Annotated in this window: 11 protein-coding genes; 7 read left to right on the forward strand and 4 right to left on the reverse strand. The window is 54.9% G+C overall.

The annotated features are described in order from the left end of the window. Positions 1 to 43: 43 nt before the first annotated feature. Positions 44 to 982 (reverse strand): ABC transporter substrate-binding protein, encoded by a 939-nt coding sequence (locus tag CXF87_RS19060; RefSeq protein ID WP_101147797.1) that lies wholly within the window; start codon positions 980 to 982, stop codon positions 44 to 46. 87 nt (positions 983 to 1,069) lie between these two features. Beyond that, complete coding sequence (locus CXF87_RS19065) at positions 1,070 to 2,257, reverse strand: TauD/TfdA family dioxygenase (protein ID WP_101147798.1); 1,188 nt, start codon at positions 2,255 to 2,257, stop codon at positions 1,070 to 1,072. Between the two features lie 151 nt (positions 2,258 to 2,408). Here CXF87_RS19065 and CXF87_RS19070 point away from each other — a divergent pair, with 151 nt between their 5' ends. From CXF87_RS19070 to CXF87_RS19080, 3 genes are all read left to right on the forward strand, one after another. Further along, on the forward strand, positions 2,409 to 3,275 hold the full coding sequence (locus CXF87_RS19070; RefSeq protein WP_101147799.1) for a LysR substrate-binding domain-containing protein: 867 nt from the start codon (positions 2,409 to 2,411) through the stop codon (positions 3,273 to 3,275). 190 nt (positions 3,276 to 3,465) lie between these two features. Beyond that, entirely contained in the window at positions 3,466 to 4,074 is a 609-nt protein-coding gene (locus tag CXF87_RS19075) for an FMN-dependent NADH-azoreductase (RefSeq protein WP_008958965.1), read from the forward strand. A 29-nt stretch (positions 4,075 to 4,103) separates the two neighbouring features. After that, positions 4,104 to 4,403, forward strand: a complete 300-nt coding sequence (locus CXF87_RS19080) for an MGMT family protein (protein ID WP_008958966.1) — start codon at positions 4,104 to 4,106, stop codon at positions 4,401 to 4,403. A 195-nt stretch (positions 4,404 to 4,598) separates the two neighbouring features. Here the strand turns inward: CXF87_RS19080 and CXF87_RS19085 are convergent, their stop codons facing one another. Together CXF87_RS19085 and CXF87_RS19090 are read right to left on the reverse strand one after the other, a co-directional pair. Next, positions 4,599 to 6,167 carry a bifunctional GNAT family N-acetyltransferase/carbon-nitrogen hydrolase family protein gene (locus CXF87_RS19085; RefSeq protein WP_035565024.1) on the reverse strand — a complete coding sequence of 523 codons (1,569 nt, stop codon included), beginning with the start codon at positions 6,165 to 6,167 and terminating at the stop codon, positions 4,599 to 4,601. Between the two features lie 42 nt (positions 6,168 to 6,209). Next, the gene (locus CXF87_RS19090) at positions 6,210 to 7,124 is read right to left on the reverse strand and encodes a DMT family transporter (RefSeq protein WP_101147800.1); all 915 of its coding nucleotides are present in this window, start codon (positions 7,122 to 7,124) and stop codon (positions 6,210 to 6,212) included. 185 nt (positions 7,125 to 7,309) lie between these two features. Between CXF87_RS19090 and CXF87_RS19095 the strand changes: the two genes are divergently transcribed. The 4 genes from CXF87_RS19095 (at position 7,310) to CXF87_RS19110 (ending at position 14,301) form a co-directional block, all read left to right on the forward strand. Beyond that, a complete protein-coding gene (locus CXF87_RS19095; RefSeq protein ID WP_101147801.1) occupies positions 7,310 to 9,331 on the forward strand; it encodes an NADPH-dependent 2,4-dienoyl-CoA reductase in 2,022 nt (673 codons plus the stop codon). Positions 9,332 to 9,688: 357 nt separating this feature from the next. Beyond that, on the forward strand, positions 9,689 to 10,735 hold the full coding sequence (locus CXF87_RS19100; protein ID WP_008958970.1) for a threonine aldolase family protein: 1,047 nt from the start codon (positions 9,689 to 9,691) through the stop codon (positions 10,733 to 10,735). Positions 10,736 to 11,029: 294 nt separating this feature from the next. Next, positions 11,030 to 12,952, forward strand: a complete 1,923-nt coding sequence (locus tag CXF87_RS19105) for a PrkA family serine protein kinase (protein WP_035565019.1) — start codon at positions 11,030 to 11,032, stop codon at positions 12,950 to 12,952. 62 nt (positions 12,953 to 13,014) lie between these two features. Continuing rightward, complete coding sequence (locus tag CXF87_RS19110; RefSeq protein ID WP_101147802.1) at positions 13,015 to 14,301, forward strand: YeaH/YhbH family protein; 1,287 nt, start codon at positions 13,015 to 13,017, stop codon at positions 14,299 to 14,301. Positions 14,302 to 14,350 lie beyond the last annotated feature (49 nt).

A 14,350-nucleotide genomic window follows, 5' to 3' on the forward strand; every position in this document is an offset into this window, starting at 1 on the left:
CGCTAGCCGTGCGATGGGATGAAGGCGCTTATTAGGCGAACGATTAGTTGTTGAGTTCTGCTTCAATCACCGGCCAGGCGGGCTCACCGTCGGTGGTGGTCACGTCAGCCAGCATGGCTTCAATGCGCTCGGGGTGATCATTGATCCACTGCTCGGCGACCTCAGTAAGATCGCGCTCTTCCTGGCCAAATGCCTGAATCATCCAGCTCTGCTCTTCGGCGGAGAAGGTGAATTGCTCAAAGAACGCCACGACGTTGGGATTGGCCTCGGCATAGTCACTGCGCAGAAGGGTCAATACGTCGCTTTCGCCGTTGTTCTCGCCGAAAAGATCTTCGGGATCTTCCAGGTAGCGCATCGGCAGTTCAAGGTTCATCCAGTGAGGCGTCCAGCCCACCCAGACAATCGGCTCTTCCCGGGAGATCGCATTGCGTGCGGCGGAAAGCATGGCGACTTCGCTGGTATCGACTAATTGCCAGTCGCCGAGTCCCCAGGTGTCGTTATCAATGGCGTTGTTAAGAATTTCGCTGGCCGCTGAACCGGCACCAAAACCATGAATCTCGCCATCCAGCTGGTCGCGGTAGTCATCAAGGTCGGCAAAGCTTTGCAGGCCGTCATCAAAGAGGTATTCGGGAACCGCCAGAGTCATTTGTGCGCCATCAACATTGTTCGCCACATCAATGAGCACGCCCGATTCTTTGCGGGGATTGAACATCTCGCGTTGGGCAGGCAGCCAAGCCCCCAGGAAGACGTCTATATCGCCGCTTTCAATACCCTGATAAATCACCTGCAGGCCGATTTCCTGGACGCTGGTCTCGTAGCCGAGCGGATTCAATAGCTGCTCAGCAATAGCGGTTTTAACCGTAATGCCGGGCCAAGAGGGTACGCCGAAATCGAGGGTTTGATCATCGGCTTGTACGGTCGTGGCCAATAGTGCAGTGGTGGCAAGGGCAATGCCCGAGGCGAGAGGTTTAAAATGTGTCATACGATCTCCTTGCTAGGGGGTCTTGTCAGATAAGTGTTCTTGTCAGATAAACGCTGTTGCTAGATAGGTGCTTAAACTCGAAAGCCGCTAAACGTTGCGGGCTAGCACGCGAAGGCGTGAGGCCAGCATATCGCGGTCTAGATAGGTGCCTTGTAAATGACGAGCGCCACTATTGGGGTCGAATTCGCGGCGTCCGTGCAGTACGCGGCGGTTATCAAACGCAATCATCTGCCCAGGGCGGAGGGTGAACTCCAGCTGGTGCGCTTCGCTGTGAAATAACTTCCACAATAGGGCATAGGCGCTATACCAAGCATCCATTTGCTCTACCGGTAAATGAAGTGCGTCGCGAATCCAGTTGTTCAAGCGCATCTCGACCAGGTTACCTGCGCTGTCCAGCGTGACCACCGGCGCTCGCATGGAAATATCGTGGCTCTCATCCTGAAAGCGAAAGTCGATGGGCGTTTCGCTGAGTATGGCGAGCGCTGCTGGGTTTTGTTGGCGCAGGGCTTCTACTACGCGGGCGCCGTCGGCAAATAGCGATTCACCACCGCTGGCTTCGTTTTGCAGGCAGTAGAGCAACTGAATATCGGGCGGTTGTTGCCAGTTGGGCAAATCGACATGCAGCGGCAATCCTACCGCGGTATACGCCGCGTTATTGGGGTTGGGCTTAGAGCGCACATCAAAGCGGGCACCAAAATTGGTGGCGCGCAGTGGGCCAATACGCTCAGCCAGCCGGCTGACTTCTTCTTCTACCAAAGGGCCGTCGGTGATCAGTGCCAGGCCATCGCGCAGCATAGCGGTTAACCAGGCTTTTTCGCCTTGGGGCGTGAGGAAGTCGCTATGATTTATGCGCTCAGGCGCGAAGTTATCGACCCACGGTTTGGCATTGGGGACGGCTGAGGTAAGGCTCGCCTCTGGGCGACGCTGATAAAGCCAGCCACTGTGAAATGCACTAACGTGACCGTCCTGCCAGTTCAAATGCAGGTGGCCATCCAGTAGCGCCACGGTTGGCGGCTCGGAAATCGCTTCAAGCGGCAGGTAAAGCCGTTCACGGGTCTGCGGATGACGGCAAGCGTGGCAGGCACAGTGATCGCGTAGCCAGAGCAGGGGCAGGGTGGTTTGCTCGCCATCTTGCCACTCAAGTGCAACACCTTGTTGGGTGAGCATTGCCTGAGTGAGTGCGGGGCCGGTTTGGTAGGGGGTTAATTCGCCCATGTCTGGGGCTTGAGCGTTATTCGTTGTTGGTATCGTTGTCGTTTGTACTGCGCTATTCATGATGACTCCGAATCGCTCCCTTTGCGGCAGAGCCAGATGGCTGTGCGTTAGGGGTGTGCTTAAGTGTTAACCAGGATGAGGAGTAGCAGCGCCAGTGACAAACGATTAATCTGGCCCCTAAGACATCATTTTATTTATAGGTCTCTTTTTCATGAGTCAGTTACCGCCATTGTTATGGCTGCAAGCCTTTGAATCCGCAGCGCGTACCTTGAGCTTCACTGCCGCAGGCAATGAGCTTGGAGTAACCCAGGCGGCGATCAGTCAGCGCGTTCGATTGCTGGAAGACCGTGTCGGGCAGAAGTTGTTTGTGCGCCATGCCCGCAGTTTAACGTTAACCCCAGCGGGGCAAGCGTGGCTGCCGAGTATTCATGACGCCTTTGTCCGAATCAGCGAAGGAACCTTGGAGGTTTTTGGTAGCACAACCGAGCAACCGGTCACACTGCGTGCCACGCCTGCCATTCAGCAGTCGTGGCTGGCGCCGCGTCTGATTGCCTTCCACCGCGCCCACCCGCAGGTGGCGATTCGTTTGGTCAGCGCTATCTGGCCTGATGACTTTGGCCCTGAAGGGGCTGATATCGAGATTCGCTATGGCAAAGGGGAGTGGACCGGCGTTGAAATGCAGCCGCTAGGGGAAGAGCATTTGCTGCCGGTGTGCTCCCAGGCCTTGGCAGAGACGCTCGCTGCGCCGAGTGATCTGGCCGGGCACACGCTGCTGCACGCCGTGGGGTTTGGAGTGGGGTGGCCGGGCTGGTTGCAGGAAGCGGGTGCTGCCCATGTAGAGGCGCAGTGTTGGTCGCTCACCTGCGATAACCAGGTCATGACGTTGGCACTTGCCAGCCAAGGTGGCGGCATTGCGCTTACTCACCGGCGTTTAATGGAGCAACGTGGCGATTTAGTGGCGCCCTTTACTATTAGTGTGCCTAGCGACGAGCGCTTTTGGCTGGTACGGCCAAGCCGCCGCCACGTTAGCGATGAAGCAGGGTTGGTCTGGCAGTGGCTTTGCAACTCGATGGGATGAAGAGCCATGTTGGCTGCGACTGCCCGCTGGCTTGATCGGTGAATGTGTGAAAAGTATGTGAATAAAACAGAGCACACTCGCATAATTCGATTTAATCGAATACAAGTCGGAAAACGTTGCGCTTTTGCTTATCGGAAAGCGCCGTAGAATAGCTTCCAATTCATCAACCTAATGATCCTTGGAGCTTACAATGACGACGCGTGCCCTGGTAATCACCTCTTCTATCCTGGCGGAAAACGGCCAATCCAATGCGCTGGCTCATCGCTTTATCGAGCAAGCTAACGCTCGCGACGGTATCGATGTCACCCAGCGTGATGTGGTGAAAAACACGCTGCCACATCTGGATATCAACGAGCTGGGCGCCTGGCAAGTGGCGGCTGCAGAACGCAGCGCCGAGCAACACGAGTTGGCTGCTCATTCGGAAACGCTGCTGGCAGAGTTGCGTGCTAATGATGTGCTGGTGATTGCGGTGCCGATGTATAACCTGGGTATTCCTTCGCAGTTGAAAGCATGGTTTGACCGTGTGCTGCGGGCTGGAGAAACATTCCGTTATACCGAAAACGGCCCTCAAGGTTTGGTAGAAGGCAAGCGGGCGATTATTCTGGCAGCCCGTGGCGGCCAGTACGCAGGGACCGAAATGGATAGCCAAACGCCGCACCTCAAAGCCATGCTCGGCTTGATGGGGATTAAAGATACCCAGGTGGTCTATGCTGAAGGTTTGAACATGGGTGAGCAGCATCGCGACGCTGCGCTCAAAGAAGCTTTTCAGGCGATTGACCAATTGGTTGAGGGGCTTTAAGCCTCCTCTTGCGTTAGAAGGAATTCCACATGCCCCGGCCCGAATTACTCGAACAGATTTACACGATTGTCGATCAAATTCCGCCGGGCCGTGTGACTACCTACGGCCGCATTGCGGCGATGACCGAAGGCGCTACTCCGCGCATGGTGGGTTCGGCGATGCGCCACCTGCCGGATGGCCATCAATTGCCTTGGCATCGCGTGATTGCAGCATCCTTAAAGCTTGCCGACCATGGTGGCGCCGAGCGTCAGCACCGAAAGTTGCGCGATGAAGGTATTCTGTTTGATGCCAAAGGCCGCGTACCCGCGCATCTTGTTTGGCCTGATTGAGCTGCGCGAAGCCCTAACTTTCATTGTGAGGAGCTCGCGACGAAGCAATCTATGCCGCGGAGACAATTAACTCTAGATTGCTTCGCTTGGCTCGCAATGACATTAGCGAAATCTGGCGCGAACACAAAACGCCGCCCAAATTGGGCGGCGTTTTGTATTTATGGATGGCGTTGGTGAGTTTTCTCACGGTTTACTTCACTCTTCCAGGTTAGCACCCGATTTCCACGACCAGTCGCGCCAGCGTAGATCAAATAGATCCTTGCGGCGGTCTTTCAGGTTGGTCACCGAGCCTTCGGCACGCACTACCGTCAAACGGGTCAAGTCCAAGTCTGAGAAGAAGATCATCTCGGTATTCGGCGTGGTTTCAGCAAGTACCGCATCGTGGGGAAAGGCGAAATCAGAAGGTGAGAACACCGCGGATTGCGCGTACTGGATATCCAGGTTTTCAATCGAGGGCAAGTTGCCGACGCTGCCGCACAGCACTACGTAGCACTCGTTTTCAATTGCCCGCGCCTGGGCGCAGTGGCGCACGCGCAGATAGCCGTTTTTGGTATCGGTCCAGAAGGGTACGAACAGGATGTCCATGTCCTGGTCGGCCAGCAGGCGACCAAGCTCTGGGAATTCCACGTCGTAGCAGATCAGGATGCCCACGCGCCCAGCGTCGGTATCGAACACCTGCAGCTCATCACCACCCTCAATGACCCAATCGCGGCGCTCTTGAGGTGTTATGTGCAACTTGGCCTGGCGCTCAACGCTGCCGTCGCGGTGGAATAGGTACGCGATGTTGTAGAGGCGGTCATCCTCACCGACCTCAATCATCGAACCACCCACAATGTTGATGTTGTAGGAGACCGCCATGCGCGAGAGTTCCGCTTTAAAGCGCTCGGTGAAACCCGCCAAAAAGCGAATGGCGCCCATTTGATCCTGCTGGGCGGCGCGGTCTTGAAGGCCCATCAAGGGCGCATAAAACAGTTCTGGGAATACCGCAAAATCGCTCTGGTAGTCAGACAGCGCATCAACAAAGTACTCAATCTGCTGAAGCGCGGCTTCCACCGAGGAGAACTCACGCATTTGCCACTGCACAGCACCTACACGTACTTGGGTAGGCTTGTTGTCGAGCACGCTGGCAGCAGGCTCAAACAAAATATTGTTCCACTCTAGCAGAGTGGCGTAACCCCGCGACTGCTCATCTTCCGGCAGGTACTTACGCAGCAGGCGCTTGACCTGGAAGTCATTAGCCTGCTGGAAAGAGAGAATCGGATCGTAAATCTCTTTGCGCGAGACTTTATCAATGTACTGAGCGGGCGTGAGTTCATCAGCGTGCTGGTGATACTCGGGAATACGCCCACCGGCCAGTATTGCGCGCAGGTTCATCGAGCGGCACAACTCTTTACGCGCTTCGTAAAGGCGGCGGCCCAAGCGATAACCACGGTAGTCCGGGTGAATCAGCACATCCAAGCCGTACATGGCGTCGCCATCCTCATCATTGAGGATGATCTCGCGGTGGCCGATCAGGTCATCGTACTTATGCGGGTTGGAAAATTCGTCGTAATCCACCTGCACGGTGAGCGCCACGCCCACTAACAGTCCATCGTCCTCAATGGCGATTTGACCATCAGGGAATTCCTGAATTAATTTGTCGATCGTGCGCTTCGGCCAAGCTCCACCGATATCGTGATAGACAGCGTCCATCAATGCCTTGAGCTGATCGTAGTCATCGCTCATTAGGTTGCGCAGATTAAGATGCAGTTCTTCCAGGGACATATCAGGGCTTCCCAACGTCAGAAGTAAACGCCCATTCTAGCATTATTGGGCGTTGCTCGGCTTATCTGGTGTTAACTCGCGGGTTAACGGCCGTGTTAGTGTTTGCGCCATGATCACCCCGGCAAGGATGAGTAGCCCACCTGCAAAGTGGAAACCAGCCACTCGCTCGCCTAAAAAGATCATGGCAATGACTGCGCTAAATAGCGGCATCAGGTTGATAAAAATACTCGATTGATTGGCACCGATTTGACGCACCGCCCGCATCCATAGAAACGTGGTGATGACTGAGGCGGGAATGCCTGCATAGAGAATCAGCCCGATATTCTGCCCATCAATCGGCGTCATTGGCCCCATTAAATAGGGCGGCAACAAGAACAGGACGGCAAAGCAAACTTGAGCATAGAGCATCACCCAAGGCGGTAAGTTCATTGACCAGCGCTTGAGCATCACGCCATATAGCGCGTAGCAGGTTGCTGCGACCACCATCAGCGCATCGCCCAGGGCGACCTGGAGTTGCAGTAGCGAAAGCGGATTGCCACGCCCTAGCAATACGGTGACGCCCACAAACGCCAGCACCCCGCCCAAAACACCGCCTAAGGTCGGTGGTTCGCGGAGAATAAGCGCGCTAAGTAGCACCGTTAGCAACGGCACCATGGCGGCAAGAATGCCCATATTGGTGGCGGTGGTGGTTTCTGCCGCCACATAGGCAAGCCCCTGCCATAGGCCCATGCCGAGTAACCCGAGTAGCGCAAGCTTCGGCCATTGGCGACGAATCTCGTCACGGTGACGCAACACCGCAGGCAGCACAAAAGGTGTCATCACCGCGAGTGCTAATAACCAGCGTAAAAAGGCGATACTACTGGGCGCAATGGCGCCTACGCTAAGCTGATTAATGGTCATATTGCCCGACCATATCAATACAGTGGCGAGCGGCGGCAAAAAGTAAATCAAGGGCATAGCAACTGTTCCTTATCGTTAGCCGGGTAATGTGACGCGGATTCGCGCGCTGGGCAAGCGGTTGGCAAAAGATCGAGGGGCTAGATTGAAGGACTAGATCTAAGGGCTATACGTGATGCTCAGGATGTCATACGCTTGTTTGAATTTGCCTTGCAACGCTACTAATAAGATTCAGGAGACCCGTGATGACCCAGACGCCCGCCTATCCGCATCTTTTCCGACCGCTAACGATTGGTCATTTGACGCTGCCTAACCGCGTCTTAATGGGCTCGATGCACACCAATTTGGAAGAGGCGCCGAATGGCTTTGAACGGCTAGCCGCTTTCTATGCCGAGCGGGCGCGGGAGGGGGTTAGCCTGATTGTCACTGGCGGTATCGCCCCCAATGCAGAAGGCGCGGTTTTTCAGGGGGCCAATGCGCTTGTTGACGAAGCGCAACTGCCGGAGCACCGCCAAGTGGTTGATGCGGTGCACGCTGAAGGCGGCCACCTGTGTATGCAGATTCTGCACGCCGGACGCTACGCCTACTCACCGGATCTCGTAGCACCTTCGGCGATACAGGCCCCGATCAATCCGTTTATGCCACGGGCGCTAAGTAGCGACGAGGTGGAGCAGCAAATTGCCGACTACGTGCGCTGCGCGAGTCTGGCCCAGCAGGCAGGCTATGACGGCGTGGAGGTGATGGGGTCTGAAGGCTATCTGATTAATCAGTTTATTTGCCGACGCACCAATCAGCGCGAGGACGAGTGGGGTGGGGCGTTTGAAAACCGCATGCGCTTTGCCGTGGAGATTGTGCGTCGTGTACGCGAGGCGGTAGGTGAACGTTTCGTGATTATTTTCCGCCTCTCGATGATTGATCTGGTCGAAGAGGGCAGTACCTGGGAAGAGGTGGTTACCCTTGGGCAAGCGATTGAAGCTGCTGGTGCTAATGTCATTAATACCGGCATCGGTTGGCACGAAGCGCGGGTGCCCACGATTGTGACCAGCGTGCCACGAGCGGCCTTTACCGAGGTGACTAAGCGCATCAAGTCGGCGCTCTCGATTCCATTGATCACCACTAACCGCATCAACATGCCCGAGGTCGCCGAGCGGGTGCTGGCAGAGGGCCACGCCGACATGGTTTCCATGGCGCGGCCTTTTCTGGCTGATCCCGCCTGGGTGCGTAAAGCCCAGGAAGGTTTAGCAGACGAGATCAATACCTGCATCGCCTGTAACCAAGCCTGCCTGGATCACACCTTTGCCGGCAAGCTGACCTCCTGTTTGGTTAATCCTCGCGCCTGTCATGAAACTGAGCTGGTAATAGAGCCTGCGCAAACGAGTAAAAGAGTCGCGGTGGTTGGCGGCGGTCCGGCGGGGCTGGCAACGGCTGTGACGGCCGCTAGCCGGGGGCATAACGTGGTGCTGTTTGAACAGCGCAGTGAACTCGGCGGGCAGTTTAACTACGCGCGGAGAATCCCCGGTAAGGAGGAGTTCAACGAAACCTTGCGCTACTACCGCGTAATGCTAGAGAAGTATTCGGTAGAGGTGCGCTTGAACACCACGGCAACCGCAGAAACGCTTGCCGATTTTGATGAAGTGGTGCTATCCACCGGCGTTCGACCCCGCGAACTAAGCCTGCCGGGCCACGACCATTCAAAGGTACTGAGCTACGCCGAGGCGATTGAGTCGCCCGAGAGGGTCGGGCGTAAAGTAGCCGTGATCGGCGCGGGGGGAATTGGGTTTGATGTCTCTGAGCTGCTGGCACACCAAGGACACCCCGCGTTGGATATTGCTGACTGGTGCGACGAATGGGGCGTTGATTTAGCAGTGGGCGAACGCGGCGGTTTAAAAACACCGACACCGCCAGACGTTCCCCGCGAGATCGTGATGCTGCAGCGTAAAAGCTCCAAACCGGGTAAAAACCTGGGTAAAACCACGGGCTGGGTGCACCGCGCCTCGCTTAAAGCCCGTGGGGTCACCACGCTAACGGGCTGCGAGTACCTGAAAATCGACGACCAAGGGCTGCATATTCGCCTCGAGGGCGTTGACCAAGTGTTGGCGGTAGACAGCGTGGTGGTGTGCGCCGGGCAAGAGTCGGTGCGGGAGTTACTGGCGCCGCTGGAGCAGGCAAAAGTAGCGGTGCACATTATTGGCGGTGCCGATGAAGCCAGCGAACTGGATGCCAAACGGGCGATTGAGCAGGGCACACGTCTGGCCGCTATCCTGTAATCGGGTCAAAACTTTCACTAGGTGTGAGGGCAGGTTGAAGAGAGGGTCTTTCGCCATGGCCGGAAAATGTTCCTGACAATGACGGCATTTCCGCCATCCATGGCGGTCAGATGGCGAAAGTAGCGCCCATGGATGGGTTTACAGCGCCGTCTCGGAAGCATGCTCTCGACACCGATGTATTTGATATAGTTCTAGACAAGCTAGTAGAGCGGGTGACGTTTACCCATTAATGGCGATAGACTGAATGTCCTGTTATTAAGGGATTTCTTGGCCTGGCTATTAAGCATAGCTAGGCATTAAAGGCACTGGTGGCACCCAGCCTGTGCCGTAAGATCGCCAGATATAAGGACAACTGTCATGACCTCGGAGTGTAGCCCGCGTTTTTTAGCCAGTGATAACACCTCCGGTATTTGCCCGGAGGCGATGGAATATCTATTAGAAGCCAACCGCAGCGATGATTTGGCTTACGGTAACGATACCTGGACGGCCCGTGCCGCAGATCGCTTCCGCGAAATGTTTGACTATGACTGTGACGTCTTCTTCGTTTTCAACGGCACCGCTGCTAACTCACTGGCCCTTTCAGCGATGGGACGTAGCTACCACAGCGTTATTTGTCATGAGCTGGCGCATATCGAAACCGACGAGTGTGGTGGCCCGGAGTTCTTCTCCAACGGCGCAAAACTGCTGACCTCACCCGGCGCCAATGGCAAGCTTACCCCGGAAGGTATCGAGGCGCTGGTCACCAAGCGCAGCGATATTCACTACCCCAAACCCAAAGTGGTCTCGCTGACCCAAGCGACCGAAGTGGGCACGCTTTATTCCCGCGAAGAGCTGATGGCGATTCGCGCCATTGCTGATAAACATGACCTGCGGTTGCATATGGACGGTGCCCGCTTTGCCAACGCCTGTGCAAGTCTAAATGCCACCCCTGCCGAACTGACCTGGCAGGTGGGCGTGGATGCGCTGTGTTTTTCAGGTACCAAGAACGGTCTAGCGTTTGGCGAAGCGATCCTGTTTTTTAACCGTGAGTTAGCCGAAGATTTCTCCTACCGCTGCAAGCAGGCAGGCCAGCTGGCATCGAAAATGCGCTTTATCTCAGCGCCGTGGTTAGGGTTGTTAGAAAGCGGCGCCTGGTTAACCAATGCCCAACACGCCAATGCCATGGCGAGCTACCTCTCAGAAGGCCTGCAGGCGTTGCCGGGTGTCTCTCTTATGTTCCCTACCCAGGCCAACAGCGTTTTCGTTGAATTGCCACTCCCGGCAATTGAAGCGTTGAAAGCCAAAGGCTGGACCTTCTATACCTTTATTGGCGCTGGCGGTGCCCGATTTGTATGTGCCTGGAACACCACCGTTGAATTACTTGATGAGTTATTAGCGGATATTCGTGCCGTGCTTGAGCGTTAAGCGCGAAAACAGCACCTCTTTTGCCGCTGTTTAGTACCTGCCATCTAGTTACGCCGTTGCCCTGGCAGCGGCGTAACTGCTCTAGTGCACTCCCTTTCGTCGCCCGTTGCTTTATTTAACGCAACTAATCCCCTGAATAATTCTCTTAACTGTATCGCCGCTGCGTTGAAGGTTTTAGTCATCACTTTTTGCTAATGCTGACTACGCTAAAAAAAGCGACACCTCGTTTGGCACACCGTTGCGAAACACTTGGCTTGGCGGTGACTGCCTGGGGTTAGGCCACAGGAGAGTTCCATGAGTATCTTTGATCACGTTCAAGACCGATTTGCCCGCGTTCAGCAAGAAGACATGAGCCTTGAGGAGTACTTGGCGCTTTGTCGCCGTGACTCGAAGGTTTATGCCAGCGCCGCCGAGCGCATGCTGGAAGCCATAGGCGAGCCTGAAGTGATCGACACGGCGAAAGACCCGCGTCTGTCACGCATTTTTTCCAACAAAGTGATTCGCCGCTACCCTGCCTTTGCAGAGTTCCACGGTATGGAGGAGGCTATCGAGCAAATCGTTGCCTATTTCCGCCATGCTGCCCAAGGGCTTGAAGAGCGCAAGCAGATCCTCTACCTGCTGGGGCCAGTGGGTGGCGGTAAGTCATCACTGGCAGAGCGCTTGAAGTTACTGATGGAACGCATCCCGTTCTATGCCATTAAGGGCTCGCCAGTTTACGAGTCGCCACTTGGTTTATTCTCTCCCGAGGAGGATGGCGAGCTGTTAGAGAAAGAGTACGGTATTCCTCAGCGTTATCTGCGCAGCGTGATGTCGCCCTGGGCGGCGAAGCGGCTCAAAGAGTATGGCGGTGATATTTCCCAGTTTAGGGTGGTGCGTTTGTACCCCTCACGGTTGAATCAAATTGCCATTTCGAAAACCGAGCCGGGCGATGAGAATAACCAGGATATCTCCTCGCTGGTGGGTAAGGTCGATATCCGCCAGTTGGAGCTTTACTCCCAGGACGACCCAGATGCCTACAGCTTCTCTGGTGGCTTATGCCGTGCCAACCAGGGGTTGATGGAGTTTGTGGAGATGTTCAAAGCGCCGATCAAGGTGCTGCATCCACTGCTCACCGCAACGCAGGAGGGCAACTACAATCCCACCGAAGGCATGGGAGCAATACCCTTTGATGGGGTGATCCTGGCGCACTCTAACGAGTCTGAATGGCAGGCGTTCCGCAACAATCGTAACAACGAGGCATTTCTTGACCGGGTCTATATCGTCAAAGTGCCTTATTGCCTGCGAGTCACCGAAGAGATCAAAATCTATCAAAAACTACTAGAGGATTCTTCACTAAATGCCGCGCCCTGCGCGCCGGATACGCTGCGCATGCTGGCGCAGTTTTCGGTGTTGTCACGGCTCAAGGCACCTGAAAACTCCAATATCTATTCCAAGATGCGCGTGTACGACGGTGAAAACCTGAAAGACACCGATCCGCGTGCCAAGTCGATTCAGGAGTATCGCGACGCGGCTGGCGTTGACGAAGGCATGCAAGGGCTCTCCACTCGTTTCGCCTTCAAGATTCTTTCTAAGGTATTCAACTTTGATAGCACCGAAGTGGCTGCCAACCCGGTGCATCTACTTTATGTGCTGGAGCAGGCACTGGAGCGTGAACAGCTGCCCTCAGAAGTCTTTGAACGCTACTTGGGTTTCATCAAAGAGTATATGGCGCCCCGCTACGTGGACTTTATTGGTAAGGAGATTCAAACCGCTTACCTCGAATCCTACAGCGAATATGGTCAAAACATTTTCGACCGCTACGTAACCTACGCTGATTTCTGGATACAGGATCAGGAATACCGTGATCATGAAACCGGCGAGCTGTTGAATCGCCAATCGCTGAACGAAGAGCTGGAGAAAATCGAGAAACCGGCAGGAATCTCCAACCCGAAAGACTTCCGCCATGAGGTGGTCAATTTTGTGCTGCGGGCACGGGCGCAAAATAACGGCATGAATCCGAGCTGGCAGTCGTATGAAAAGCTAAAAGGCGTTATCGAACACAAAATGTTCGCCAACACCGAAGAGCTACTGCCGGTGATTTCGTTCAATGCCAAGGCCTCCCGGTCAGACCAGAAGAAGCATGAAGACTTTGTGGCGCGGATGGTTGAGCGCGGCTACACCGAAAAACAGGTTCGATTACTGTCCGAGTGGTACCTGCGCGTGCGTAAGTCCCAGTAAGGGACAGATAGTTAAGGGCTGTTGTTAAAACAGTGCTTAAGAAAAGCGTCTAAGGAGGTCGTATGACCTACTTTATTGATCGAAGGCCTAACGCTAAACATAAAAGCGCGGTGAACCGTCAGCGCTTTTTAGAGCGCTATCGCAAGCATATCAAGCGTTCGGTTGAAGAGGCCGTTAATCGCCGCTCCATTACTGATATGGAGCGCGGTGAAAAAATATCTATTCCGGCGAAGGATATCTCTGAGCCAGTGTTTCAGCATGGTCCGGGCGGGGCACGCAATATCGTCTCGCCAGGCAACAAGGAGTTTGTAGCGGGCGACAAAATACGACGGCCTAGCGGGCAGGGCGGTGGCAGTGGTGCGGGAGAAGGCGGCGCCTCTAATCAGGGGGAAGGGGTGGATGAGTTCGCCTTCACCCTCAGCCGCGAGGAGTTTCTGGAATTTGTGTTTGACGGGCTTGAGTTACCCCACTTGCAGCGCAAACCATTGAAGTCGCTGGAAGAGGTCAAAATGGTGCGGGCGGGATTGTCTAAAGATGGCGTGCCTTCCCGGATCAGCATTACCCGTTCGATGCGCGAAGCCTACGCTCGGCGCATTGCCATGCGCGCGCCGATTAAACGGGCGCTTAAGGAAGCTCATGAGGCCCTGGAAGCCGAAGAGCGTAAAGACCCGGTATTGCGTAATCCGGCCCGTATTGCCGAGCTGAAAACTGAAATCGAACGCCTGGAAAAACGTATTGCTGGCGTGCCGTTCATTGATACCTATGACCTGCGCTACCACCAGTTAAGCGCCCAGCCGCAGCCTTCTAATCAAGCGGTCATGTTTTGTGTCATGGACGTTTCGGGGTCGATGACCCAGAACCATAAAGATATCGCTAAGCGCTTTTTCTTACTGTTGTACCTGTTTTTGGAGAAACACTACGAAAAAGTCGAACTGGTGTTTGTGCGTCACCACACCGCTGCTCGGGAAGTTAGCGAGGAGGAGTTTTTTTACTCACGCGAAACCGGCGGTACGATTGTTTCTAGTGCGCTGAATCTGGTCAATAAGATCATTGAAAAGCGTTATCCAGTGGGGCAGTGGAATTTATATGTGGCCCAAGCCTCCGATGGCGATAATTGGGATGACGACTCGAATATTTGCCGCGACTTGCTGATCAAACAGCTAATGCCACAGTTGCAATACTACGCTTACGTTGAGATTACGCCTCACGACCATCAATCGCTGTGGCATGAGTATGCAAGTGTGGTCAAAGAATTTCCCGAACGCTTTGCCATGCGGCAAATTATAGAGGCGGGCGATATTTATCCGGTCTTTCGCGAACTGTTCAAGCGTCGCTTAAGTCAGTCTTAGTGACCGTGTATAGAGGCTAGTGACCGTATGACCGTGTAATAGAGGAGTG

It is taken from the genome of Halomonas sp. MES3-P3E, from assembly GCF_002836035.1.
GTDB classification, from domain to species: Bacteria; Pseudomonadota; Gammaproteobacteria; order Pseudomonadales; family Halomonadaceae; genus Vreelandella; species Vreelandella arctica.